This window comes from Erwinia sp. JUb26 (genome assembly GCF_003751505.1).
Classification (GTDB): domain Bacteria; phylum Pseudomonadota; class Gammaproteobacteria; order Enterobacterales; family Enterobacteriaceae; genus Erwinia.
Window position 1 is genome coordinate 99,855 of the sequence record NZ_RJVB01000007.1, and the last position, 25,359, is coordinate 125,213.

Annotated in this window: 20 protein-coding genes; 14 read left to right on the plus strand and 6 right to left on the minus strand. The window is 57.5% G+C overall.

From position 1 onward, the window contains the following. Positions 1-58 precede the first annotated feature (58 nt). Positions 59-349 (plus strand): pyrimidine/purine nucleoside phosphorylase, encoded by a 291-nt coding sequence (gene ppnP, locus EC836_RS17915; RefSeq protein WP_105590753.1) that lies wholly within the window; start codon positions 59-61, stop codon positions 347-349. 53 nt (positions 350-402) lie between these two features. On the opposite strand, the gene rdgC is transcribed toward ppnP, so the two are convergent. Further along, positions 403-1,314: a recombination-associated protein RdgC gene (gene rdgC / locus EC836_RS17920; protein ID WP_123335623.1), complete on the minus strand. Its 912-nt coding sequence runs from the start codon at positions 1,312-1,314 to the stop codon at positions 403-405. Between the two features lie 145 nt (positions 1,315-1,459). Here rdgC and mak point away from each other — a divergent pair, with 145 nt between their 5' ends. Continuing rightward, positions 1,460-2,365: a fructokinase gene (gene mak / locus EC836_RS17925; RefSeq protein WP_123335625.1), complete on the plus strand. Its 906-nt coding sequence runs from the start codon at positions 1,460-1,462 to the stop codon at positions 2,363-2,365. A 116-nt stretch (positions 2,366-2,481) separates the two neighbouring features. On the opposite strand, the gene eat is transcribed toward mak, so the two are convergent. Further along, entirely contained in the window at positions 2,482-3,846 is a 1,365-nt protein-coding gene (eat, locus tag EC836_RS17930) for an ethanolamine permease (protein ID WP_123335627.1), read from the minus strand. 231 nt (positions 3,847-4,077) lie between these two features. On the opposite strand from eat, the gene EC836_RS17935 reads away from it, so the two are divergent. Beyond that, on the plus strand, positions 4,078-5,082 hold the full coding sequence (locus tag EC836_RS17935) for a phosphotransferase enzyme family protein (protein ID WP_123335629.1): 1,005 nt from the start codon (positions 4,078-4,080) through the stop codon (positions 5,080-5,082). 150 nt (positions 5,083-5,232) lie between these two features. After that, positions 5,233-6,300 (plus strand): AraC family transcriptional regulator, encoded by a 1,068-nt coding sequence (locus EC836_RS17940; RefSeq protein WP_370348169.1) that lies wholly within the window; start codon positions 5,233-5,235, stop codon positions 6,298-6,300. Between the two features lie 641 nt (positions 6,301-6,941). Here the strand turns inward: EC836_RS17940 and EC836_RS17945 are convergent. Continuing rightward, positions 6,942-10,325, minus strand: a complete 3,384-nt coding sequence (locus EC836_RS17945; RefSeq protein ID WP_123335631.1) for an AAA family ATPase — start codon at positions 10,323-10,325, stop codon at positions 6,942-6,944. Next, positions 10,322-11,542 (minus strand): exonuclease subunit SbcD, encoded by a 1,221-nt coding sequence (sbcD, locus tag EC836_RS17950; RefSeq protein WP_123335633.1) that lies wholly within the window; start codon positions 11,540-11,542, stop codon positions 10,322-10,324. The genes EC836_RS17945 and sbcD overlap by 4 nt, the downstream gene beginning before the upstream one ends. A gap of 219 nt (positions 11,543-11,761) precedes the next feature. On the opposite strand from sbcD, the gene phoB reads away from it, so the two are divergent. From phoB to proY, 6 genes are all read left to right on the plus strand, one after another. Continuing rightward, on the plus strand, positions 11,762-12,451 hold the full coding sequence (phoB, locus tag EC836_RS17955) for a phosphate response regulator transcription factor PhoB (RefSeq protein WP_105590763.1): 690 nt from the start codon (positions 11,762-11,764) through the stop codon (positions 12,449-12,451). A 23-nt stretch (positions 12,452-12,474) separates the two neighbouring features. Further along, entirely contained in the window at positions 12,475-13,788 is a 1,314-nt protein-coding gene (gene phoR, locus EC836_RS17960; protein WP_123335635.1) for a phosphate regulon sensor histidine kinase PhoR, read from the plus strand. Positions 13,789-13,806: 18 nt separating this feature from the next. After that, positions 13,807-14,730: a PstS family phosphate ABC transporter substrate-binding protein gene (locus EC836_RS17965; protein WP_123335637.1), complete on the plus strand. Its 924-nt coding sequence runs from the start codon at positions 13,807-13,809 to the stop codon at positions 14,728-14,730. 208 nt (positions 14,731-14,938) lie between these two features. Beyond that, positions 14,939-16,039 carry a cobalamin-independent methionine synthase II family protein gene (locus tag EC836_RS17970; RefSeq protein WP_123335639.1) on the plus strand — a complete coding sequence of 367 codons (1,101 nt, stop codon included), beginning with the start codon at positions 14,939-14,941 and terminating at the stop codon, positions 16,037-16,039. 408 nt (positions 16,040-16,447) lie between these two features. Continuing rightward, positions 16,448-17,770 carry a branched-chain amino acid transport system II carrier protein gene (brnQ, locus tag EC836_RS17975; RefSeq protein ID WP_105590767.1) on the plus strand — a complete coding sequence of 441 codons (1,323 nt, stop codon included), beginning with the start codon at positions 16,448-16,450 and terminating at the stop codon, positions 17,768-17,770. Between the two features lie 53 nt (positions 17,771-17,823). Further along, positions 17,824-19,176, plus strand: a complete 1,353-nt coding sequence (gene proY, locus EC836_RS17980) for a proline-specific permease ProY (RefSeq protein ID WP_123335641.1) — start codon at positions 17,824-17,826, stop codon at positions 19,174-19,176. A gap of 147 nt (positions 19,177-19,323) precedes the next feature. Here proY and EC836_RS17985 read toward each other — a convergent pair whose 3' ends face one another. Together EC836_RS17985 and EC836_RS17990 are read right to left on the minus strand one after the other, a co-directional pair. After that, the gene (locus EC836_RS17985; protein ID WP_056233921.1) at positions 19,324-19,926 is read right to left on the minus strand and encodes a peroxiredoxin C; all 603 of its coding nucleotides are present in this window, start codon (positions 19,924-19,926) and stop codon (positions 19,324-19,326) included. Between the two features lie 198 nt (positions 19,927-20,124). Then, the gene (locus EC836_RS17990) at positions 20,125-20,706 is read right to left on the minus strand and encodes an ACP phosphodiesterase (RefSeq protein ID WP_123335644.1); all 582 of its coding nucleotides are present in this window, start codon (positions 20,704-20,706) and stop codon (positions 20,125-20,127) included. A 125-nt stretch (positions 20,707-20,831) separates the two neighbouring features. Between EC836_RS17990 and queA the strand changes: the two genes are divergently transcribed. The 4 genes from queA (at position 20,832) to secD (ending at position 25,330) form a co-directional block, all read left to right on the plus strand. Continuing rightward, a complete protein-coding gene (queA, locus tag EC836_RS17995; protein ID WP_123335971.1) occupies positions 20,832-21,905 on the plus strand; it encodes a tRNA preQ1(34) S-adenosylmethionine ribosyltransferase-isomerase QueA in 1,074 nt (357 codons plus the stop codon). Between the two features lie 73 nt (positions 21,906-21,978). Beyond that, a complete protein-coding gene (tgt, locus tag EC836_RS18000; RefSeq protein ID WP_123335646.1) occupies positions 21,979-23,109 on the plus strand; it encodes a tRNA guanosine(34) transglycosylase Tgt in 1,131 nt (376 codons plus the stop codon). 17 nt (positions 23,110-23,126) lie between these two features. After that, positions 23,127-23,456, plus strand: coding sequence for a preprotein translocase subunit YajC (gene yajC / locus EC836_RS18005; protein ID WP_056233931.1), 330 nt, complete (start codon positions 23,127-23,129; stop codon positions 23,454-23,456). 26 nt (positions 23,457-23,482) lie between these two features. Then, a complete protein-coding gene (gene secD, locus EC836_RS18010) occupies positions 23,483-25,330 on the plus strand; it encodes a protein translocase subunit SecD (RefSeq protein WP_123335647.1) in 1,848 nt (615 codons plus the stop codon). The last annotated feature ends 29 nt before the right edge of the window (positions 25,331-25,359 follow it).

Sequence of the window (25,359 nt, forward strand, 5' to 3'; positions counted from 1 at the left end):
CGGTGAAAATGCCTCTATATTGCCTGCTTACCTTTGTCTCTGATTTTAAGGAATTTATATGCTCAACGTTAGTGAGTATTTTGACGGTAAAGTGAAGTCTATTGGTTTTGACAGCGCGAGCACCGGCCGTGCCAGCGTGGGCGTGATGGCGGAAGGCGAATACACCTTTGGCACCGCACAGGCGGAAGAAATGACCGTAGTGAGCGGCTCACTGAAAGTGCTGCTTCCGGGCGAAGCAGAGTGGAAATACTATCAGCCGGGCGATGTGTTCAACGTTCCAGGCCACAGCGAATTCCATCTTCAGGTTGCCGAGCCTTCTGCTTATCTGTGCCGCTATCTGAAAGATTAATCTGCGAAATCCAGCAAAAGGGCGGGCCACGGGTCCGCCCTTTTGCTATCCGCTTAGCGCTGGGCCTCGCCGCCTAACGCTTCAACGGTGTTGCTAATCAGCGCAGCCAGTTCACCGGTCATCAGAATAAAATCGGCGTCAAAGCGCCCGGAAACGTCTTCCCGATCGATATCGTCATTCTGCTCGCGCAGCGTATCGGCAAACTTCAGACGTTTCAGTGAACCGTCATCCGACAGCACAAACTGAACGCGCTCCTGCCAGTCCAGCGCCAGTTTGGTCACCAGTTTGCCGGCTTCAATGTGGTTAGCGATTTCATCGCAGACCAGATCCTGTTTTTTACAGCGGATCACGCCGCCGTCTTCCAGAATCGCTTTCAGCTCGGCTTCATCCATTAGCGCAAACCCGGCAGGCAGATCGCCGGAACGCACCCATTCGGTCATCGTCAGCTCAATCGGGCTTTCCAGCGTTAGCGGTACTACCGGCAGCGAACCGAGGCTTTTACGCAGCAGGGCTAACGTGTCTTCGGCTTTTTTCGCACTTGCACAGTCAACCATAATCAGGTTGTTCACCGTGTCGATCCACAGCCAGGTCTGGCTGAAGCGGCTGAAGGCGCGCGGCAGCAGGCTGTGCAGGACTTCATCCTTCAGCGAGTCTTTTTCGGTCTTTTTCAGCTTGCGCGACTGTTCGTGTTCCAGCTTGCTGATTTTGGCTTCCAGCGCTTGCTTAATCACTGGAGAAGGCAGGATTTTCTCTTCTTTGCGGGCGCAGATCAGGATCTGACCGTTGGTGACGTGGGTCAGCGCGTCGCTGCGCGGGCCGATCGGGGAAACCCAGCCGGTTTTCGACATATCCTGGCTGCCGCAGGGGGTGAAAGAGAAGGCATCGAGCTGTTTTTCCATCTCGTCTGCCGCCAGTGGGATCTCGCGATTAAGACGATAAACCATTAAATTTTTAAACCACAGCATGGTGCATTCCCTCTCAGGGCGCGTAAATGGCGCGCAAGTTCAAAGTCAGCGCGCATGATAGCGAATCGGCGGCGGGGTTTCATTGCCTTTCAGCCTTTCGCCTTCTAAGGTAATGATCTGAACGTTAAATGATAAGGAATAAGCGGTGCGTATCGGTATCGATTTGGGTGGCACGAAAACAGAAGTGATTGCGCTCTCGGACCAGGGAGAGGAGCTGTATCGCTACCGCGTGCCGACGCCGCGTAACGACTATGCGCAGACGCTGGCGGCTATCGCCGATCTGGTGAAGCGTGCTGAAGCAGCCACGGGGCAGCAGGGGACGGTGGGAATGGGGATCCCCGGCACGCTGTCGCCGGTGACCGGTCTGGTAAAAAACGCCAACTCCACCTGGCTGAACGGCATGCCGCTGGATAAAGATTTACGGCAGCTGCTGGGGCGTGAGGTGCGCATCGCCAATGATGCGAACTGCCTGGCCGTTTCCGAAGCGGTAGATGGGGCTGCGGCCGGCATGCAAACGGTCTTCGCGGTGATTATCGGCACTGGCTGCGGAGCCGGCGTGGCGCTAAACGGCCAGGCGCACGGCGGCGGCAACGGCAACGCCGGGGAGTGGGGGCATAATCCGCTGCCTTGGATGGACGAAGACGAACTGAACTACCGCCGCGAAGTGCCCTGCTACTGCGGTAAAGCGGGCTGCATCGAAACCTTCATTTCCGGCACCGGCTTTGCCACCGACTATCAGCGGCTCAGCGGCATCGACCGTAAAGGCGCGGAGATTATTCAGCAGATCGAGCAGCAGGATCCCGTGGCGGAGCTGGTGATGGGCCGCTACGAGCTGCGGCTGGCTAAATCGCTGGCGCACGTGGTGAACATTCTCGACCCGGATATGATCGTGCTGGGCGGCGGCATGAGTAACGTCGACAGGCTGTATCAGACGGTGCCGCAGCTGGTGAAAAACTGGGTATTCGGTGGTGAGTTTGCCACGCCGATTCGCAAGGCGGTGCACGGTGATTCCAGCGGCGTGCGCGGTGCCGCGTGGCTGTGGCCGCTGTAAGCTCCGACGTCGCCCTGTTTTGTCCTGAGTGGTAGAGAACAACGGGCACGGTCATCGCGATGATGGCCGTGCCCGGATGTCTGCGTTCTGCCTGGGCGGAACCTTTGATTTAAGAGCTATTCGCCCTGCAGCATTGCATCGTGCGGAGCGTTGTCGCGCAGGCTTTTGGTCATCAGGAACCAGATGTAGGCCACCGCCATCAGCCCAACGAAGACAGCACCGATCAGCGGGTTAAACCACAGCATCGCTATCAGGCACACCACCGCCAGCACCAGCGCAATGCCCGGAACAATCGGGTAGCCCGGCGCAAGGAAGCTGCGGTCCAGCTCTGGTGCAGTACGGCGCAGGCGGAACAGGCTAAGCATACTCATTAGATACATCACAATGGCACCGAACACGGCCATGGTGATCATCGCGGCGGTCAGCGTCATGCCCTGCAGGTTAATCCAGCTGTCGCTGAAAATGGCCGCAATACCAATCACGCCACCGGCGATAATGGCCCGGTGCGGCGTCTGAAAGCGCGACAGTTTAGCCAGACCGGCGGGCAGATATCCGGCGCGGGAGAGGGCGAAGAACTGACGCGAATAGCCGAGAATAATGCCGTGGAAGCTGGCAATCAGGCCGAACAGACCAATCCACACCAGCATATGCATCCAGTTCGAGTTGCTGCCGACGATCATCTTCATCGCCTGCGGCAGTGGATCGTTGATATTCGACAGCGTACGCCAGTCTCCGGCACCGCCCGCCATCAGCATCACGCCAATCGCCAGCACCACCAGGGTCAGAATCCCGGCGATATAGGCGCGGGGAATGGTTCGCTTCGGATCCTTCGCTTCTTCTGCCGCCATCGCTGCGCCCTCGATAGCGAGGAAGAACCAGATGGCAAACGGAATCGCCGCAAAGATGCCGGACACCGCAGGCAGGCCAAAGTGTTCACCGCCCGCCCAGCCGTTGGCGGCAAAGTTCGCGATGCTGAACCCCGGGGCAACCACGCCCATAAACACCAGCAGTTCGAACACCGCCAGCACCGTGACCACCAGTTCAAACATCGCCGCCAGCTTCACGCCAAGGATGTTCAGCGTCATAAACACCACATAGGCCCCGACGGCGGCATATTTCGGGTTCAGCTCCGGATACTGCACGTTCAGATACGCACCGATGGCCATGGCGATGGCCGGTGGCGCAAAGACAAACTCGATCAGCGTGGCCATACCGGCAATCAGGCCACCGGTTTCACCAAACGCGCGGCGGCTGTAGGCAAACGGGCCGCCGGCATGGGGGATCGCCGTGGTCAGTTCGGTAAAGCTGAAGATAAAACAGCTGTACATCGTCGCGACCATTAACGTCGTCAGCAGGAAGCCCAGCGTTCCCGCCACGCCCCAGCCGTAGCTCCAGCCAAAATATTCCCCTGAAATCACCAGCCCTACCGCAATGCCCCACAGATGTATCGTCCCTAATGCGGGCTTCAAAGTGTTGTTCATAGCGTATTCCCCGTCGTTGATGTTGTCGTGACCCGATAATGCCGCCGCTGCCTGGGGGGAAACTTGACGGCGGCAATGAGATTTGTCGCCTGCGGTCAACTTACTCACGCGGAAAATGCCGCCTGTACGCTGCGGTCAAAACTGGGTCGTTTAAGGTCAAGCTGGAAAGAGTCGGGTGCAGGATGCTGATAGCACGGAAGTACAGACTAACGCTGACTATGGAGCCGGATGATGACCGCCAAACAATATGACACCTTGAGTAATGAGGCGCTGCTGCGCCTGGCCGAATGCGCGTTGAGCCGTTACGCACCTGCGCTGCAGGGAAAGCTGAACCTGCTGTGTCGTTCAGAAAACTCGACGTATTTGCTACAGGCTGCGGGAAAACGCTACGCCCTGCGGCTGCACCGCGCCGACTATCATCAGCGGGCGGATATTGAAAGTGAACTGCAGTGGCTGGATGCACTGCGCCAGACCGGCATTGAAGTGCCGGAGGCGGTGAGCGATGTTGAAGGGCAGCGAGTGCAGACCCTGACCATGGCGGACGGCTCGGTTCGTCACGCCGTGCTGTTCAACTGGATAGAAGGGGAGATGCCGGGCACCGACGTTGATCCGCGCGCCTTCCAGCAGCTGGGGAATATCACCGCCCGCCTGCACCAGCACAGCCGCAGCTGGCAGCGCCCGGCGGGCTTCCAGCGGATCGTCTGGGATCACCACACCATGGTCAGTCCGCAAAGCCACTGGGGTGACTGGCGCGATGCGCCGAATCTCCGTTCAGCCGATCATCGGATCGTCGAGGAAGCCATTGCGCGGGTTGGCGATGAGATGGCCGACTTTGGTAAGGATCCGCAGCGCTACGGGCTGATTCACGCCGATCTGCGGCTGACCAACCTGCTGCTGGATAACGGCCAGACGCGGGTGATCGATTTTGACGACTGCGGTTTCGGCTGGTATCTGCACGATCTGGCGGCGGCGATCAGTTTTGTTGAGCATCATCCTCGTGCCGGCGAGTGGGTGGATCACTGGCTGCGCGGCTATGAGCAGGTGGCGCACATCAACGATGCCGACATGGAGAAAGTGCCGACGCTGCTGATCCAGCGCCGCATTCAGCTGCTCGCCTGGGCGGGATCGCATGCGGAAACGGAAATGGCCCAAAGCCTGGGATCGCAATGGGCGGATCATTCGGTACGTCTGTGCCGTTCCTATCTGGCGCGCGACGGGCTGCCGATCGGCGCATGATCCTGCACCGCCAGGGCGCAGCACTGCTCGCTGGCGGTGCCCGATACACCGTCGGGTGACGTTAACATGTTGATTTTCACTCCGGTTGCAGTTGGTACGATATTTGCTGTTTATCAGGTTATCGACGGCGGCACTAAGGTGATGATGATCATGCAAACTTTACTGAACAGACATCCCGATCTCAGCCATGTTCTGCACGGTGGGAGCGTCAGCAATCGCGGCGTTCTGGCGGCAGCAGCCAGCGGATTAAGTGGTTTCATCAGTGAACGGGGCGGGGACGTGGACCGCATTTTCGGCATCAGCGGCATTGATGCCGAGCTGCTGGCACAGCCGACGCTGAGCCTGGGGTTGATTAACTACTGTCGGGTGATGGAAGAATCGGCGCGATATTCGGACTGTGATAACTTCGGTTTACACTACGGCAGGCAGTTTAAACCGCAGTCATTAGGGCTGATTGGCTATATCGGGCTGTGCAGCGCAACGCTGGAACAGGCGCTGCACAATGTGGTGCACGCGTTTCCCTGGCATCAGCGCGATACCTTAACCCGCCTGGTAGACAAAGGGGACAGCTGGCGGCTGGATTATCAGGTGCGCCACGGCGCTATTCTTTGCCGTCGTCAGGATGCCGAACTGACGCTGGGCATGTTTCTCAATCTTATCCGCCACGCTGCCGGAAAAAACTGGGCCCCGCGTGAGGTGCATTTTGAGCATCCGCGCCCCGAGCAGTGGCACGAGCACTGTAAGGTGTTTGATGCGCCGGTTTACTTCGATCAGCCGTTTAACTCGCTGGTGATCATGAAGCGCGATCTGGCGCGCGCGATGCCGGACAGCGATCCGCTGTTGCTGGGCGTGATGCAGGATGCTATCCAGCGGCTTAACGCTAGTGCCAGCCAGCAGAATCTTGTCGATCGGGCTCGTTCGCAGGTGAATATGGCGCTGCTGCAGGGAGAGCCGACGCTGGAAGAGGTGGCGGAAAATATGGGGATGTCGAGCTGGTCTTTACAGCGCCGGCTGCGGGAGGAAGGAGTGAGTTTTACCGCGCTGGTGGATAAGGTGCGCTGTGAGATGGCGACCCACTATTTGCAGCAGCGGCAGCTGCCTATTTCGGAGATGGCGCTGCTGCTGGGGTATTCCGAGGTGAGTGCGTTTTCCCGCGCTTTCCGCCGCTGGTTTGGCGTGAGTCCTCGCCAGTGGCGGCAGGAGGAGCAGGCGAGTTAACGTTTGAATCGTATCGTGCAGCCGCAGCTTGATTCATGTGATCGGTAGATCAACGGCTAAATGAGATGGTTACGGGTGTAGTCTGCCCCACCGGCGCTCTGCGCTGACCGGCTGGTGCCCCGGGCTGGCGGTCCTCGCGTCGCGCAAGGCGCGATTCCTTCGCTCCGTTTGTCGGTTTTCCGGACCGGCACGGACGGGACCTCCCTGTCCCGGCCGCACCTTGCGCCCGCGTCCTGCGGGCTTATCCGAACCTTCTCACTGCGCTCAGCGCTGCGGATTGCCACTCCGGGGCACCAGCCGGTCTTCGCGTTGATGCCGGAGCGGTCTTTACTACGCAGCGAGCAAAATGAAAAAAGGGGAACGGCCTCTGCCGGGGCTGCCGGGACATCCGCAGCGCTGAGGGGAGGGCAGCTGGCCAGGAGCCGCCAACAGGGATGTTGGCGGCAGGCGAAGTCGGGTCAGGGATGACACGTCTTCACCGGTCCGTGCGGCCGGATGCGTGAGCCGAAGGGACCGCAGCGCGGCGCGAGGACCCGCCCGGCAGCCCCGGCAGAGGCCGGGCACCCAGCAACTCTGTTCCAGCGACATAACCCGCCATCGATCAGTCACCGATCGCCTGTGCTACAGCCCACCGGTGATACTTATCCCGTCGGCGTCTCCAGCCGACTGTAGCCAAGACCGTTGATCTTACGCACCCGAATCTGCACCGGTATGCGCTCCTTCATCGCCTCAACGTGGCTGATCACCCCGATGGTTTTACCGCTGGCGTTTAACGCATCCAGCGCATCCAGCGCGCTGTCCAGCGTCTCGGCATCCAGCGTGCCGAAGCCTTCATCGAGGAACAGCGACTCGATGCGCGTCTTGTGGCTGACCAGATCGGAGAGCGCCAGCGCCAGCGCCAGACTGACCAGGAAGCTCTCGCCGCCGGACAGCGTGCGCGTGTCGCGGCGGGCATCCGCCTGCCAGGTGTCCACCACCTCCAGCTCCAGCACCTCCTGGGTTTTGCGCTGCAGCAGATAGCGGCCGTGCAGGCGATTGAGCTGATTATTCGCCAGCCAGACCAGGTGATCGAGCGTCAGCCCCTGGGCAAAGCGGCGGAATTTATCGCCATCGCGTGAGCCGATCAGCTGGTTCAGATACGCCCAGTCCTCCACCCGCTGTTCGTTATCGGCGATCTGTGCCAGCAGGGACTGGAGCTGCTGGCGGCGCGAGGCGTCGTAGCTCAGCTGCTGGCGAAGCTGTCCCTGTAAACCGGCATTCTCACGCAGCTGACGGCCCAGTTCCGCCACGCTGGCGGCCAGCGTGTCACGCACCGTGCCGCTATCCTGGCCATTTTCCGGGCTGCCTTCCTGCTGATGGCTGACCTTTTCTTCGCTCTCTTTCAGTCGCGCCGCCAGCACCAGCAGCTGCGCATCCAGCGACTGAAGCTGGCCGAGCAGGGTGTTTGCCTGGTCCTGCTGCTGCTGCCAGAGCTGCTGATAGCGGCGGGAGGCGGTAGCATACTCGGCGGCCTGCTCGCGCAGCTGCTGCTGAACATGAGCGATGATGCGATCGCCAAACAGCTGCTGACGCTGCTGCTGGCAGTGAGCCAGTGCCTGCTGCTGCTCGCCGATGCGCTGGTTTTGTGCCTCCAGCTGTGCCTGCTGCTGCGCCAGCTCCTCGTCCAGCGCCTGCTGACGGCTGCTCAGGGTTGCCAGCTCCGGTATCAGCTGCGTCAGCGCGGTGGCGTTCTGCTGCCACTGCTGCCAGTGCTGTTCACGCAGCTGCAGCCAGCCGTGATAGTCGCCGTTCTCCGGCAGCGCCAGCTCCAGCGGCAGCAGGCTTTCGGCCAGTGCGCTGCGCTGTTGAGCAGCCTGCTGCTCTTCCTGCGTCAGCTGCTGGCGCTGCTCGTCCAGCAGGCGGCTGGCGGTATCAAACTGCTGCTGCTGAAGCTGCGTTTGCTGTTGCAGCGTCTGCACCGCCTGCTGCTGCTGGTAGAGATGTTCTTTCTGCTGCTGAAAGATGCGCTCCGCCTGCTCGAGGGCGTTAAGCTGCTGCTGCTGATTTTGCTCCAGCTGCTCCTGCTCTTGCAGCCAGGCCGTCACCCGCTCGCCGTCATCGGGACTGAAGGTCAGCGCCAGCGCCTGCACCGCGTTTTGCCAGTGCTGTTCAAGCTGAGCGGCCTGCTCGTCGGCCTCCAGGCGATCCTGCTTCAGGCGCTCTTCCTGTCGCTGCCACTGTTTCAGCTGCGCGCTACAGGCGCTGCCGCGCTCTTTTAATTCCTGCTCCTGCCGTTCTAGTTCCGCCAGTCGCTGCTGCGTTTCCGAAAGCTGTAATGCCTGATACTCCGCGACGGCAGGGTGATCGGTCGAGCCGCACAGCGGACAGGGGTGGCCCGATTCCAGGCGGGCGCGATGTTCTTCCAGGCTGGCGATACGCTGTTCAAGGTCGCGGCGCGCTTTAACATCCTGCAAATGCTGGTTTTTCTCTTTCCAGCTGGTGCGTAGTGTAAGTAACTGCTCACTAGTTTGCGCTATTTCCCGCGCCAGCTGCTGCTCATCCTGCTGCAGGCGGCTTCGCCGGGCGGTTAACAGCTGCCACTGCGGTTGCAGCGTAGCCAACTGCTGGCGCTGTGGACGCTGGTGGGCAAACTGTTGCAGCCCGACGCGCAGGGATTCGGCAGAGTGCTGCTGTTGCAGGGGGTGCAGGACCTGAGCGGCCTTTTCCAGCGCCTGCTGCGCTTCGGTGAGCTGCTGCTGGAGTGGAACGGCCTGCTGAATGAGCTGCTGACGGGTGCGATCCAGCTGCTGCAGTTCCTGCTGCTGGGCCTCAACGCGCAGGCGCAGGGCAGAGAGTGACTGCTCACTTTTTTGCTGCTGGCTGAATCGTTCACGCCACAGCGGCAGAGATTCGCCATAATGCGCGAAGCGGGGATGCGCATCCCGCCACTGCTGCAGCTGCTGCTGCGCCGACAGTTTATCCTGCTGAATCTGCTGGTTTTTTATACGTTCCTGCTGGCGGGACTGGAGTGACAGTTGGTGCTGACTTCGCTCCTGCTCCAGCTGTTTCAGCCGATCGCCCAGCGAAGACAGCTGATGGTCAAGCGGGATCACCTGCTCGGCAATCAGCGTTTCCTGCACCAGCCGCTGCGCCTGATGCTGCTCCTCCGCCTGTTGTGCCTGCTCCCGCTGCTGTGCGGCATTGCCCAGTGCGTCCTGCGCCTGCCTGAGCTGTTCCGTCAGCCTCTGCTGCTGCTGGACGAGGTTTTTCTGGTCCTGCTGAAGCTGCTCCAACTGCTGCCACTCCTGCAGCTGTTGCTGCTGCTGTTGCAGCTGCGAAGTGAGTACCTGCTCATCGGCAACCTGTTGCGTCAGGCGGTCGCTGAACTCCTGCTGTTGCTCATCACTCAGCAGATCCATCCCCGATGCCTGGGTACGCAGGCCGTCGAGTTCGGTTTTTGCCAGCTTGTGGCGCTCAAAGACCTGCGCCGACAGCCGACCGTAGATTTCGGTACCGGTCAGCTCTTCCAGCAGCTCGGCACGCTTGTTGGCATCGGCGTTAAGGAACGCCGCGAACTGACCCTGTGACAGCATCATCGATTTGGTAAAGCGCTCAAAGTCCAGGCCGGTAAGGCTGGCAATCATCTCCAGCTTATCTTTGACCTTATCGGCGACGATTTGATTGTCTTCGCAGCGCGCCAGCTCCACGCGAGGCGCCTGAAGATTGCCGTCGGCGGCCCCGCGCGCGCGGTTCTGGCTCCAGAAGGCACGCCAGGCAACGCCTTTTACCTCGAACTCGACTTCCGCCAGGCATTCTGCGGTGTCGCGGGTCATCAGGTCGTTTTGCGACTGGGTGATGCTCTTCAGGCGCGGGGTTTCGTGATACAGCGCCAGGCAGATGGCGTCGAGAAGGGTGGTTTTCCCGGCTCCGGTCGGGCCGGTAATCGCAAACAGCCCGTTGCTGGCAAAAGGCTCGGCGCTGAAGTCGATTTTCCATTCGCCCTTCAGCGAGTTCAGATTCTTAAAGCGTAAGGTTAAAATTTTCACGGTTGCTCCTCGTTGCGTACCGCTTCCAGCGTCTGTGCGAACAGGGCTTCAGCGCGCGCCAGCCGTTCCGGCTCGCCTTCCTCCAGCGCCAGGCGGCGGGCAAATACTTCTTCCACGCTCAGTTCGCTGAGGGTTTCATTATTCTGCCGGGCGATGACCCGCTCTCGCTGCTCGCGGCTGCGGCGAAGCAGCACCACCTCCACCGGCAGCGTTTCGGTGAGCTGCTGGATGCGGCGCTGAAGCTCGCTGAGCCAGTCATCGGTCACAATTTCGATATCCAGCCAGATTAATTTTCCCTGCGGATCCGGCTCCAGCGCGGCCAGCTGTTCTTCAATCTCTTCCAGCGAGCCTTTAATCATCTGCATCGGCTGAAACAGCGGGATCGCCAGCGGGGTAACCTTGCTTAGCGCGCCGTCGGCAAAATCCACCACGAAAACGCTTTTCTCTTTGCCCAACTCATCAAAGCTCAGCGGGATCGGCGAGCCGCTGTAGCGAATGTGCTCGCTGTTAGCCACGCGCTGGGCGCGGTGGATATGGCCGAGCGCAATATAGTCAGCGGGCGGGAAGGCATCGGCTGGGAAGGCGTCCAGCGTGCCGATGTAAATATCGCGCACCGCGTCGCTTTTGGTCACCCCCATGGTAGTCAGATGCCCGGTGGCGATCACCGGCAGCGTCAGATTAAGGGCGGCCCGCTGCGCCAGCGCCTCCTGCCAGCAGCGTTGATAGTGGTCGGTGATGGCCTCCAGCAGGGTTTGCTGCTTGTCGCGCCCCGACTGGCCGCTCTGGCTGCGCATAATATCGCGCGGGCGAAGGAACGGAATGGCGCACAGCATCGCTCCCGGCTGGCCGTCGCGGGTGTTGAGCACCAGCACCTGGTCGCAGATATCGTCGCTGGCGGCGGCGATCACCCGGGTATTCAGGCAGGCCAGCAGCTCACGCGATTCATTCAGCGTCGCCACCGAATCGTGATTGCCGCCCAGCACCACCAGCTGGCAGCCGGTCTGCTGTAAATTCACCACAAAGCGGTTATACAGCTCGCGGGCGTAACTCGGCGGCGATCCGGTATCAAAAATATCACCGGCGACTATAATCGCATCAGCCTGCTCCGCTTCCGCCTGCGTCAGCAGCCAGTCGAGAAAGGCCTGATGTTCAGCCGCCCGGCTTTTGGTATAGAAAAACTGTCCGAGATGCCAGTCGGCGGTATGAATGATGCGCATGTCACTCCCTGCATAGCCTGATGATGTTGCGGGGGATTATAAACGCTGTTGCTGTGAACGGGGCAAGTGATTGCCGGCGGTCAGGATGAAATCATCCGCGCTGCTTTTTCTCTATGCTCCCGATTCCAGGGGTGTTTTTTTCATAAAATTGTCATAAAACTGACGCATAATGACGCCGCATATCCCCCGTGACAGCCTGTCACATTAGCAGGAGCAATAATGGCTAAGCGTATTTTGGTAGTTGAAGATGAAGCCCCAATCCGCGAGATGTTGTGTTTCGTTCTTGAACAAAACGACTATCAACCTATTGAAGCTGAGGATTACGACAGCGCGGTCAGCCTGCTGATTGAACCCTGGCCGGATTTGATTCTGCTGGACTGGATGCTGCCGGGCGGCTCCGGCATTCAGTTTATTAAGCATCTGAAGCGTGAAGCGATGACCCGTGATATTCCGGTGATGATGCTCACGGCCCGCGGCGAAGAGGAAGACCGCGTGCGTGGCCTGGAAGTGGGTGCCGACGACTACATTACCAAACCGTTCTCGCCGAAGGAGCTGATGGCGCGAATCAAAGCCGTGATGCGCCGTATTTCGCCGATGGCGGTGGAAGAGGTGATTGAGATGCAGGGGCTGAGCCTCGACCCGTCCTCTCACCGCGTGATGTCGGATACCCAGCCGCTGGAAATGGGGCCAACAGAGTATAAGCTGCTGCACTTCTTTATGACGCACCCGGAGCGGGTTTACAGCCGCGAACAGTTGCTAAACCACGTCTGGGGGACTAACGTTTACGTCGAAGACCGTACCGTTGACGTGCATATTCGTCGCCTGCGTAAAGCCTTAGAGCTGACCGGGCACGATCGCATGGTACAAACCGTTCGTGGAACAGGTTACCGTTTCTCTGCACGCTACTGATCGTTCGCACTGGAGTCTGAACCGTGTTGGAACGCCTCTCCTGGAAGAGATTATTTCTGGAGCTGCTGCTCGCCAGCCTGCCCGCGCTACTGCTCGGGCTACTGGTCGGGTATCTGCCCTGGCTGCTGTTAGTCTCAGTGCTCTGCGTGCTGGGTTTCCACTTCAATAACTTACTTCGCCTTTCCCACTGGCTGTGGGTTGACCGCAGCATGACCCCGCCAAGCGGACGGGGCAGCTGGGAGCCGCTGTTTTATGGACTTTATCAGATGCAGGCGAGGAATCGCCGTCGCCGCCGAGAGCTGGGGCATCTGATTAAGCGTTTTCGCAGCGGAGCAGAATCACTGCCCGATGCGGTGATCCTGACCACCGAAGAAGGCACGATTTTCTGGTGTAACGGCCTGGCCCAGCAAATGCTGGCGCTGCGCTGGCCGGAGGATAACGGCCAGAATATCCTTAACCTGCTGCGTTATCCTGAATTTACCCGCTATCTTCGCCAGCGTGATTTCAGCCGCCCGCTGACGCTGGTGCTGAATAACCATCGCCATATTGAGTTCCGCGTGATGCCCTACAGCGAAGGGCAGTGGCTGATGGTGGCGAGGGACGTCACCCAGATGCATCAGCTGGAGGGCGCACGGCGTAACTTCTTTGCCAACGTCAGCCATGAACTGCGCACGCCGCTCACCGTGCTGCAGGGCTATCTGGAAATGATGAATGATTCGGTGCTGGAAGGCGGAGTGCGCGACAAGGCGCTGCACACTATGCAGGAACAGACGCGAAGGATGGACAGCCTGGTGAAACAGCTGCTGACGCTGTCGCGTATTGAAGCCGCTCCGGCATTGGATCTGCAGGAGAAAGTGGATGTGCCGAGAATGCTGCGCATTCTGCAGCGCGAGGCGGAAACTCTCAGCAACGGTCGCCATGAGATCCACTTCCATACCGACCCCCATCTGCGCGTGTACGGCAACGATGAGCAGCTGCACAGTGCCATTTCTAATCTGGTGTATAACGCGGTGAACCACACGCCGGACGGAACACGTATTGATATCAGCTGGCTGCGCAACACCCACGGCGCGCAGTTTAAGGTGCGGGATAATGGACCGGGCATTGCCGCCGAACATATTCCGCGCCTCACCGAGCGCTTCTATCGAGTGGATAAGGCGCGTTCACGTCAGACCGGCGGCAGCGGACTGGGGCTGGCGATTGTGAAGCATGCGCTGAGCCATCATAACGCCCGGCTGGATATCACCAGCGAGCCGAATAAAGAAACCTGTTTCAGCTTCCAGCTGCCGCCAAGGTTGATTGTGAGCGCCGAACTGGTTGAGAATGCGGTTCGTTAATCTGACGGGTTTGTTGCTATGAAAAAGCTGATGGCGCTGGCGCTGTTGCTGTTTACCTCTGTTTCCCCGGCACGCGAAGGCATGCTGGCGGGGAATTTATCCAGCGTCGGCTCCGACACCCTGGGCAATCTGATGGCGCTATGGGGTGAGAGCTTTAACCGTCAGTACCCGGGGATCAACGTGCAGATCCAGGCGGCGGGATCGTCCACGGCGCCTACCGCGCTGGCGGCCGGAGCCGCGCAGCTCGGGGCGATGAGCCGCCCGATGCAGGCGCCGGAGCGCCAGCTGTTTGAGGACAGCTACGGCTATCCGCCGCTGGCGGTGCCGGTGGCGATGGATGCGCTGGTGGTGGTGGTTAACCAGGATAATCCGCTGCCCGGGCTGAACGTGCAGCAGCTGGACGCCATTTTTTCCATTACCCGCCGCTGCGGCGCGCTCAATGTGCCTGTGACCTGGGGCGATTTAAAGCTGACGCAGCCGGGCTGGCCCGATCGCGGCCTGCAGCGCTTTGGCCGCAACTCTGCCTCCGGGACCTGGGGTTTCTTTAAGCAGCAGGCGCTGTGCAACGGCGATTTCCGCAAGGATGTCGGCGAGTATCCCGGCTCGGCGGCGGTGGTGCAGGCGGTAGCCGGTACGTTGAACAGCATTGGCTATGCCAGCGCGGGCTTTCATATCAGCGGGGTGAAAACCGTGCCGGTGGCCCGCAGCGGCAGCGACTGGATCGCCCCGACGCCGGAAAATATCCGTAGCGGACTCTATCCCTATGCTCGCCCGCTGTATATCTACGTCAATAAAGCCCCTGGTAAGCCGCTGGAGCCGCTGACGGCCGCATTCCTGCGCCTGGCGCTGTCGCCGGACGGCCAGAAGCTGGTCAGCCAGGCCGGTTATCTGCCGCTGTCACAGCAGCAGCGCGACCGCGCAATGAACCTGCTGGCGCCGTAATCCCCTCTCGGCCTGCCTTATCGCAGTTGATCCTCATCTGGAAGATGAATTTTTTTCAACTGCGATGAATTTTCCTCGTTTGCCGCTGCCCGTTTCTCATGACACTCTTACAACCAGACATATAGACATCCAGATGTCCAAAAATAACCAGTGGTAATTATTACTACCCTAAATTATGTGCCGGATGGCAGGCCAGGAGTAACCGACTATGACAACATCTACCCATTATCGCGCCGAAGTGGTTGGCAGCTTTCTGCGTCCGGCCGCGATCAAGCAGGCACGTAAACAGTTTGAAGCGGGTGAGATTGACGCCGCTGCGCTGCGTCAGATCGAAGATGCTGAAATCCGCAAGGTTGTAGAACTGCAGCGCGAAGCGGGCCTGAAGGTGGTGACCGACGGTGAGTTCCGTCGCGCCTGGTGGCATTTTGATTTCTTTGACGGTCTGGACGGCGTAGAGCGTTACGAAGCCGAGCAGGGCATTCAGTTCAACGGCGTACAGACCAAAGCGCGCGGCGTGAAGGTCACCGGTAAACTGGGCTTCAGCAACCACCCGATGCTGGAAGATTTTCGCTTCCTGCAAAGCATCAGCGGCGATGCCGTGGCGAAAATGACCATTCCCAGCCCGAGCGTGCTGCACTTCCGTGGCGGTCGTAAAGTGATTGATGCCACCGTGTATCCCGATCTTAAAGACTACTTTGACGATCTGGCGCAGACCTATAAAGATGCGATCAAAGCCTTCTACGATGCCGGATGCCGCTACTTACAGCTGGATGATACCGTTTGGGCCTACCTGTGCTCCGACGATCAGAAGCGTGAAATCCGCGAGCGCGGCGATAATCCGGAAGAACTGGCGCAGACCTATGCCCGCGTGCTGAACAAGGCGCTGGAAGGCAAGCCGGACGACCTGACTGTCGGGCTGCATGTCTGCCGTGGAAACTTCCGCTCAACCTGGATCTCGGAAGGCGGCTATGAACCGGTGGCGGAGATCCTGTTCGGCGGCGTAAATATTGATGCCTTCTTCCTGGAGTACGATAATGAGCGCTCCGGTGGCTTTGAGCCGCTGCGCTTTATCAAACCGGGCAATCAGCAGGTGGTACTGGGTCTGATTACCACTAAAACCGGTGAGCTGGAAGAGGCGGCCACGGTGGAGCAGCGGATTAAGGAAGCGACGCAGTACATTAGCCTGGATCAGATCTGCCTGAGCCCGCAGTGCGGTTTCGCCTCCACCGAGGAGGGCAACAGTCTGACGGAAGCGCAGCAGTGGGCCAAGCTTCGTCTGGTGGTGGATATCGCTAACCGCGTCTGGTAACGCTTTCTCCCCTGTCATTTTGTGTATAAGGCGCGTTTTTACGCGCCTTTTGTGCATCATGTAAGGAAAAAATGCAGAAATTAACGCCGGGTCGGATAAAAAAGATACAAATCATGTAACGCGATATTCACGTTAACTAATGATATACGCTGCCTGTTGTTATTTTTACGCTATATACTACTGCTTTTTGGATCCCGTATTGCCTTTCTCCGCTATAAACGTTTTACTTACCTCCGTTTTTTCATCATCCCCCTGCATATAGAAAATAAACAGCTCTGATTCGCTGCCCGTTCGGCTCATATACGGTGGTTTCCACTGCACTGGCTTGATTTTGCAACGTTTACCGGGCGACACAGGGGATAAACCTGACATCACGATTCAATACCAGTACAGGCAGCACCGTTCCTTATGACACATCGTTTAACTCCAAAAGATATTCTGGCGCTGGGCTTTATGACTTTTGCCCTGTTCGTAGGTGCCGGAAACATTATTTTTCCGCCGATGGTGGGTATTCAGTCCGGCGAATTTGTCTGGACCGCAGCTATCGGCTTCCTGATCACCGCGGTAGGTCTGCCGGTGATTACCGTTATTGCGCTGGCACGCGTGGGTGGGGGGATTGATGCCCTCAGCTCGCCAATCGGTAAAGCGGCCGGCGTGGTGCTGGCAACGGTCTGCTATCTTGCCGTAGGCCCACTGTTCGCCACCCCGCGTACCGCGACCGTTTCTTTCGAAGTGGGCATTGCTCCGCTGACCGGCGATGGCGCTCTGCCGCTGCTGGTGTACAGCCTGATCTACTTTGCGCTGGTGATCGGCATCTCTCTGTATCCGGGCAAACTGCTGGATACCGTCGGCCACGTGCTGGCACCGCTGAAAATCGTCGCGCTGACCATCCTGGGACTTGCGGCGCTGCTGTGGCCCGCCGGTGGCCTGGCTCCGGCCACCCACGACTATCAGCGTGCGGCATTCTCCAGCGGCTTCGTTAACGGCTATCTGACCATGGATACGCTGGGCGCGTTGGTGTTCGGTATTGTTATCGTCAACGCCGCGCGTTCACGCGGTATCGACAACGCGAAGCTGCTGACGCGCTATACGGTGATTGCCGGTCTGATCGCCGGTGTCGGCCTGACGCTGGTTTATCTCAGCCTGTTCAAGCTGGGTTCAGACAGCGCATCGATTGTCGATCAGCAGGCGAACGGTGCCGCTATTCTACATGCCTACGTGCAGCACACCTTCGGCGGTATGGGCAGCTTCTTCCTTGCCGCGCTGATTTTTGTAGCCTGTATGGTCACTGCGGTTGGCCTGACCTGCGCCTGTGCGGAATTCTTTGAAGGCCTGCTGCCTTTAACCTATCGCCAGCTGGTGTTCATCCTCGGTCTGTTCTCGATGGTGGTGTCAAACCTGGGTCTGAGCCATCTGATCCAGTTCTCTATTCCGGTGCTGACGGCGATTTATCCGCCATGCATTGTGCTGGTGTTGTTGAGTTTCACCCTGAAATGGTGGCACAAAAGCAGCCGAATCATCGCTTTACCGATGTTAGTTAGCCTGATTTTCGGTATTATTGACGCTATCAAAACCACGGAATTTAAGGCCTTGCTGCCTGGGTTTGCCCAAAATCTGCCGCTGGCGGATCAGGGACTGGCATGGTTGCCACCTTCACTGGTGATGCTGGTACTGGTAGCCGTATACGATCGCGTGTCAGGCCACCAGTCGGTTACTGCGCATCAGCAATAAGCGTTGTAAAACTTCCCCTTGCCCGATCGGGTAAGGGGTCGACAGGTATAGAGATGACAAGTTCGACACTTAAAAAGGGACTGAGCACCCGCCATATTCGGTTTATGGCCCTGGGCTCGGCAATCGGTACCGGCCTGTTCTACGGCTCGGCCGATGCCATCAAAATGGCCGGTCCCAGCGTGATTCTGGCCTATCTGATCGGCGGTGCGGTGGCGTATATTATTATGCGTGCGCTGGGCGAAATGTCGGTCAACAATCCTCAGGCCAGCTCCTTCTCGCGCTACGCGCAGGACTACCTTGGCCCGCTGGCAGGCTATATCACCGGCTGGACCTACTGTTTTGAAATCCTCATTGTTGCCATAGCCGACGTGACTGCCTTCGGTATCTATATGGGCTTCTGGTTCCCGGACGTTCCACACTGGATCTGGGTCCTGAGCGTGGTGCTGATTATCGGTGCCATTAACCTCGCCACGGTAAAAGTGTTTGGTGAGGTGGAGTTCTGGCTGTCGCTGTTCAAAGTCGCCACCATCATCATCATGATTGTGGCGGGTCTCGGCATTATTTTCTGGGGGCTGGGCAACGGCGGGCAGGCAACCGGTATCAGCAATCTGTGGACCAACGGTGGATTCTTCCCGAACGGTTGGATTGGCACCATGCTGTCGCTGCAGGTGGTGATGTTTGCCTACGGCGGGATTGAGATTATTGGTATTACCGCCGGTGAAGCGAAGGATCCACAGACATCGATTCCGCGTGCAATTAACACCGTACCGATGCGTATTCTGGTGTTCTACGTGGGCACGCTGTTTGTCATTATGTCGATTTACCCGTGGAACCAGGTAGGCACCAACGGCAGTCCGTTCGTGCTGACCTTCCAGCATATGGGTATTGCCGCCGCTGCAGCCATCCTCAACTTTGTGGTCGTCACCGCCTCGCTGTCGGCGATTAACAGCGATGTTTTCGGCGTTGGACGCATGCTGCACGGTATGGCAGAGCAGGGACATGCACCGAAAGCTTTCTCTAACGTTTCGCGCAAAGGCGTGCCGTGGGTGACGGTCATGGCCATGATGGTTGCCATGCTGTTGGCGGTGTATCTGAACTATCTGATGCCTGAGAAAGTCTTCCTGGTGATTGCTTCGCTGGCGACGTTCGCGACCGTTTGGGTGTGGATTATGATCCTGTTTTCTCAGATTGGCTTCCGTCGTACGCTGAGCGCCGAGCAGAAGAAGGCACTGGCGTTTGCGCTGCCGGGCGGGCCGTTTACCGCAACGGTTGGCATCCTGTTCCTCGTCTTTATTATCGGTTTGATCGGCTACTTCCCGGATACTCGCGTATCGCTTTACGTCGGTATTGCGTGGATCCTGCTGCTGCTGGTGAGTTGGCAGTGGGTTAAACGTCGTAATATCTGACGCGGACAAGCCGCACGAGACTTGTCGCTTAAGCGTATAAAAGCCGTTGTCCGTGAGGATGGCGGCTTTTTTATCTCTGAAAGAACGCCGACCTGTAATTGCAGGCAAAAAAAAACTCGCCGAAGCGAGTTTTTTGCAGAGCTGAAATTACAGCTTAGCGGCGTTTTCAGACAGGTATTTCGCTACGCCTTCTGGCGATGCGCCCATACCTTCTTTGCCTTTTTCCCACTGAGCTGGGCACACTTCGCCGTGCTCTTCGTGGAACTGCAGCGCGTCAACCATACGCAGCATTTCATCTACGTTACGGCCCAACGGCAGATCGTTAACTACCTGGTGGCGAACCACACCGGCTTTGTCGATCAGGAAAGAGCCACGCAGGGCAACGCCCGCGTCCGGATGCTCAATACCGTAGGCTTTCTGAATTTCACGTTTGATATCAGCAACCATGGCGTACTGCACTTCGCCGATGCCGCCTTTATCAACCGGAGTTTTACGCCATGCGTTGTGAACGAACTCTGAGTCGAATGAAACACCGACGACTTCAACGCCACGCTTCTGGAACTCAGCATAACGCTTGTCGAAAGCGATCAGCTCAGAAGGGCAGACGAAGGTGAAGTCCATTGGCCAAAAGAACACAACGGTGGCTTTACCAGCGGTGTGTTTTTTAAAGTTGAAGTTCTCTACGATCTCACCGTTGCCCAGTACGGCTGCGGCGGTAAAATCAGGGGCTGGACGAGTTACCAGGACCATATTCACTCCTGTAAAAGTAAGTTGGAAGAAGGTGACAAGATGCGGGAAGTATAAAGTGTGCATCCTGCCGCAAGCCAGCGTAATACGCCGATTATTCAGATAGGTTACGCCTATCAAAAGGTAGGGTAATACTAAAACAGTATCATACAATAACCTTTTTATTGAAAAGGGCAACCGCTAAGTGATTTATGGACTTTTTCACAATGTCTGCAGGCGCGCGCGATCCATCATCTGCGGATAAAGCTGCCAGAAAAGGTTTTCAAGTTGTTGATAATTTTCTTCAAAATCGTAATAGCTTTCGCTCAGGGCCGCCAGGCGCGGGCGTCGGCTGGCCATTCCGCGTAGGACATTTTGCAAGTAGGGCGCGGCGGCGTAACGCTCCATCCAGCGGTCGCGCCATAAGTAATGGTTAAGGGTTTGAAACCCTTCCGGCGTACCCGGCAATTGTGGCTCGATCACACTTTTAACCTGAGCCAAAAAAACTGGCAGGGAAATTTCCGGTACCAGTTTAGCCCAGTGATGTGACAGAAAATGATCCCAGATAACGTCCAGCGTAATCGGTGCCACGCGCTTCGTTTCGGCGCGAAACAGCTGCCGCGCCGCACGGACCTCGGGCAGCGAATCGGTCAGCGCATCAATGCGTCGGTGCAGGGCAATGCCCTCGGCAATCTCGGCAGGAAACTGCTGCTGCGGATTGCCGCGGATGTAATCAGCCATCAGATTGCCCAGCAGCGAGCTGTTGGCAAGCGTGGCGAGATGGAGGTGAGCGAGATAGTTCATGCCGCTACTATATCTCATTTTTACGAACCGCTACGCAACGGCGGCAGGAAAGATCAAGGGCAGGTTTAGAAGTTGCCGTTTTTCAGCTAGAATATGCGCCCTGATTTCCCTGAATGTGAATGACCATGCGCGTTGCCGATTTTTCTTTTGAGTTACCAGAATCTTTGATTGCCCACTATCCGCAGGCTCAGCGCAGCGGGTGCCGCCTGCTGTCGTTAAACGGTGAGGATGGCGCGCTGACGCACGGGGTGTTCACCGACTTACTGGATAAACTTAATCCCGGTGACCTGCTGGTATTCAACAATACGCGGGTTATCCCGGCGCGCATTTTTGGCCGCAAGGCCAGCGGCGGCAAAATTGAAGTGCTGATTGAGCGCATGCTGGATGATAAGCGCGTGCTGGCCCACGTGCGCTCGTCCAAGTCGCCGAAACCGGGCAGCGCGCTGCTGCTGGGCGAGGATGAAAGCGTGCAGGCAACCATGACCGCGCGCCACGACACGCTGTTTGAAATTGAATTTAACGACCCGCGTGCGGTGCTGGATATTCTGAACGACATCGGCCACATGCCGCTGCCGCCTTATATCGACCGCCCGGACGAGGACGTGGACCGCGAGCTATATCAGACGGTTTACAGCCAGAAACCGGGTGCCGTCGCGGCACCGACCGCCGGTTTGCATTTCGACGAGCCTCTGCTGGCCGCACTGCGCGAGAAGGGCGTGGAAACCGCATTTGTTACCCTGCACGTTGGCGCAGGAACCTTCCAGCCGGTGCGGGTGGACAGCATTGAAGACCACATTATGCATGCCGAATATGCCGAAGTGCCGCAGGATGTGGTGGATGCGGTGCTGGCCTGTAAGGCACGCGGCAATCGGGTGATCGCCGTCGGCACCACTTCGGTACGATCGCTGGAAAGCGCGGCGCAGGCCGCTGATGATGCGCTGATTGCGCCGTTCTTTGGCGATACCAAAATCTTTATTTATCCTGGCTACAACTATCAGGTGATCGACGCGCTGGTGACCAATTTCCACCTGCCGGAGTCCACGCTGATTATGCTGGTTTCCGCCTTTGCCGGTTATAAAAATACGATGCACGCCTATCAGCAGGCGGTGGCGCAGGAATATCGCTTCTTCAGCTATGGCGATGCGATGTTTATTACCCGTAATTTGCAGGCCTGCCACGAGATCCCAGGGCAGGGCTGATTTTTCCCGAGGGCAGCATCGGCTGTCCCTCTTATCACCATTAACATCGGACTGTTTCTCCGGTGGAGGCAATGTGAAGTTTGAATTAGATACTACCGACGGCCGCGCCCGTCGCGGCCGCCTGGTCTTTGACCGTGGCGTGGTGGAGACCCCGGCCTTTATGCCCGTGGGGACTTACGGCACGGTAAAAGGCATGACGCCGGAAGAAGTGCAGGATACCGGTGCGCAGATCATTCTGGGCAACACCTTCCATTTATGGCTGCGTCCTGGCCAGGAAATCATGAAGCTGCACGGCGATCTGCATGATTTCATGCAGTGGAAGGGGCCGATTCTGACCGACTCCGGCGGCTTCCAGGTTTTCAGTCTGGGTGATATTCGTAAAATCACCGAGAAGGGCGTGCATTTCCGTAACCCAATCAACGGCGACGCGATCTTCCTCGATCCTGAAAAATCGATGGAAATTCAGTACGATCTCGGTTCTGATATCGTGATGATTTTCGATGAATGTACGCCGTATCCGGCCGACTGGGATTACGCTAAGCGTTCAATGGAAATGTCCCTGCGCTGGGCGCAGCGCAGCCGCGATCGCTTTGATTCGCTTGGTAATAAAAACGCGCTGTTCGGTATCATTCAGGGTAGTGTTTACGAAGATTTACGCGATGTCTCGGTTAAAGGACTGGTGGAGATCGGCTTTGATGGGTACGCTGTGGGCGGCCTGGCGGTCGGTGAGCCAAAAGACGACATGCACCGCATTCTGGAGCACGTTTGCCCGCAGCTTCCTGAAGATAAACCGCGCTACTTAATGGGCGTCGGTAAGCCGCAGGATCTGGTTGAAGGCGTTCGTCGTGGTATTGATATGTTCGACTGCGTGATGCCTACCCGTAATGCGCGTAACGGACATTTGTTCGTCACCGATGGTGTGGTGAAAATCCGTAACGCGAAGTATAAAGATGATACGTCTCCGCTGGATGCCGAGTGTGATTGCTACACCTGTCGCAATTACAGCCGTGCCTATTTGTACCATCTCGATCGCTGTAATGAGATTTTAGGAGCGCGTCTGAATACCATTCATAATCTGCGTTACTACCAGCGCCTGATGGCGGGTTTACGTAAGGCTATTGAAGAAGGTAAATTAGAGCACTTCGTGACTGAATTTTACCAACGGACGGGGACGGCGGTTCCGCCATTAACGTCTGATAATTAAACAATGAGGGAATTTTAATGAGCTTGTTCATTTCTGATGCCGTGGCAGCTGCAGCACCATCACAGGGAAGTCCTTACTCTCTGGTGATTATGCTGGTTGTATTTGGTCTGATTTTCTACTTCATGATCCTGCGCCCTCAGCAGAAACGTGCGAAAGAGCACAAAAAACTGATGGACTCAATCTCTAAGGGTGATGAAGTACTGACCACCGGTGGCCTGGTTGGTCGCGTAACCAAAGTAGCGGAAACGGGTTATGTTGCTATCGCCCTGAACGAAACCACTGAAGTTGTGGTCAAACGTGACTTCGTAGCTGCCGTTCTGCCGAAAGGTTCGATGAAGGCGCTGTAATTTTTGATGTCCCTAAGGGAACTGCCGTGTTAAACCGTTATCCTTTATGGAAGTACATCATGCTGGTCGTCGTATTACTCGTCGGCCTGCTGTATGCACTGCCTAACCTTTATGGTGAGGATCCGGCTGTTCAGGTCACTGGCGCGCGCGGAAGCGCCGCCAGTGAGCAAACGCTGGTTCAGATCCAAAACGCATTAAAAGAAGATAATATCCAGAGCAAATCTATTGCCCTGGAAAACGGCGCTATCATGGCGCGTTTTGCTAACACCGACGTGCAGCTGCGCGGCCGTGAAGCAATTATGAAGGCTCTTGGCGAGAATTACGTTGTGGCGCTTAATCTTGCGCCGGCTACTCCGACATGGCTGACCCTGCTGAATGCCGAGCCGATGAAACTCGGTCTTGATCTGCGCGGCGGCGTTCACTTCCTGATGGAAGTCGATATGGATACCGCTCTGGGTAAACTCCAGGAGCAGAATATCGATAACCTGCGTAGCGATCTGCGTGATAAAAATATTCCTTACGTTAACGTTCGCAAAACCGATAACTACGGCATGGAAATTCGTTTCCGCGATGCGGATGCGCGTAATCAGGCAGTCAGCTATCTGACGGGTCGTCATCGTGACCTGGTTATTAGCAATAGCGGCAGCAATGCGCTGACCGCCGTGATGAGTGACGAACGTCTGCGTGAAGCCCGTGAATATGCGGTACAGCAGAACATCAACATCCTGCGTAACCGCGTTAACCAACTGGGTGTTGCTGAGCCGCTGGTACAGCGTCAGGGTGCGGACCGCATCGTGGTTGAACTGCCGGGTATTCAGGATACGGCGCGTGCGAAAGAGATCCTCGGTGCTACGGCAACGCTGGAATTCCGTCTGGTTAACACCAGCGTGGATGCCACCGCCGCCGCAAACGGCCGCGTACCGGGCGACTCTGAAGTGAAGGAAACGCGCGATGGCCAGCCGGTCGTGCTGTACAAACGCGTGATCCTCACCGGTGACCACATTACCGACTCCACCTCCAGCATGGATGAGTACAACCAGCCTCAGGTTAATATTTCCCTGGACAGCGCTGGTGGTAACATCATGTCCAACTTCACCAAAGACAGCGTCGGTAAGGCGATGGCTACCCTGTTTGTTGAATACAAAGACAGCGGGAAGAAAGACGCCAACGGCCGTTCGATTCTGGTGAAGCAGGAAGAAGTGATCAACGTTGCGAACATCCAGTCTCGCCTGGGTAACAGCTTCCGTATCACCGGCATCAATAACCCGAACGAAGCCCGTCAGCTGTCGCTGCTGCTGCGTGCCGGTGCGTTGATTGCGCCAATCCAGATTGTCGAAGAACGTACCATCGGTCCAACCATGGGTGCACAGAACATCACTCAGGGTCTGGAAGCCTGCCTGTGGGGTCTGATCGCTTCGATCATCTTCATGGTGGTGTGGTACAAGAAATTCGGTCTGGTGGCGACCAGCGCACTGCTGGCAAACCTGGTGCTGATTGTGGGTATCATGTCCCTGCTGCCGGGCGCGACGCTGACGATGCCGGGAATTGCCGGTATCGTCCTGACGCTGGCGGTGGCGGTCGATGCTAACGTACTGATAAATGAGCGAATAAAGGAAGAGCTGCGCAACGGGCGTTCCGTTCAGCAGGCGATCCATGAAGGCTATAAAGGTGCGTTCTCCAGTATCGTTGATGCCAACGTTACTACGCTGATTAAAGTTATCATTCTGTACGCAGTGGGTACCGGCTCGATTAAAGGGTTTGCTATCACCACCGCGATCGGTGTGGCAACGTCCATGTTTACCGCGATTATCGGCACCCGTGCCATCGTTAATCTGATGTACGGCGGCAAACGCATCAACAAGTTGTCTATCTGAGGAGTGCGTTGTGTCACAGGAACATAGTG

Bases quoted from the DNA above. Each gene is read 5' to 3' on its own strand.
- ppnP (WP_105590753.1), top strand. From the start codon at position 59: ATGCTCAACGTTAGTGAGTATTTTGACGGTAAAGTGAAGTCTATTGGT.
- rdgC (WP_123335623.1), bottom strand. From the start codon at position 1,314: ATGCTGTGGTTTAAAAATTTAATGGTTTATCGTCTTAATCGCGAGATC.
- eat (WP_123335627.1), bottom strand. From the start codon at position 3,846: ATGAACAACACTTTGAAGCCCGCATTAGGGACGATACATCTGTGGGGC.
- EC836_RS17935 (WP_123335629.1), top strand. From the start codon at position 4,078: ATGACCGCCAAACAATATGACACCTTGAGTAATGAGGCGCTGCTGCGC.
- EC836_RS17940 (WP_370348169.1), top strand. From the start codon at position 5,233: ATGCAAACTTTACTGAACAGACATCCCGATCTCAGCCATGTTCTGCAC.
- sbcD (WP_123335633.1), bottom strand. From the start codon at position 11,542: ATGCGCATCATTCATACCGCCGACTGGCATCTCGGACAGTTTTTCTAT.
- phoB (WP_105590763.1), top strand. From the start codon at position 11,762: ATGGCTAAGCGTATTTTGGTAGTTGAAGATGAAGCCCCAATCCGCGAG.
- EC836_RS17965 (WP_123335637.1), top strand. From the start codon at position 13,807: ATGAAAAAGCTGATGGCGCTGGCGCTGTTGCTGTTTACCTCTGTTTCC.
- EC836_RS17970 (WP_123335639.1), top strand. From the start codon at position 14,939: ATGACAACATCTACCCATTATCGCGCCGAAGTGGTTGGCAGCTTTCTG.
- brnQ (WP_105590767.1), top strand. From the start codon at position 16,448: ATGACACATCGTTTAACTCCAAAAGATATTCTGGCGCTGGGCTTTATG.
- proY (WP_123335641.1), top strand. From the start codon at position 17,824: ATGACAAGTTCGACACTTAAAAAGGGACTGAGCACCCGCCATATTCGG.
- EC836_RS17985 (WP_056233921.1), bottom strand. From the start codon at position 19,926: ATGGTCCTGGTAACTCGTCCAGCCCCTGATTTTACCGCCGCAGCCGTA.
- EC836_RS17990 (WP_123335644.1), bottom strand. From the start codon at position 20,706: ATGAACTATCTCGCTCACCTCCATCTCGCCACGCTTGCCAACAGCTCG.
- queA (WP_123335971.1), top strand. From the start codon at position 20,832: ATGCGCGTTGCCGATTTTTCTTTTGAGTTACCAGAATCTTTGATTGCC.
- yajC (WP_056233931.1), top strand. From the start codon at position 23,127: ATGAGCTTGTTCATTTCTGATGCCGTGGCAGCTGCAGCACCATCACAG.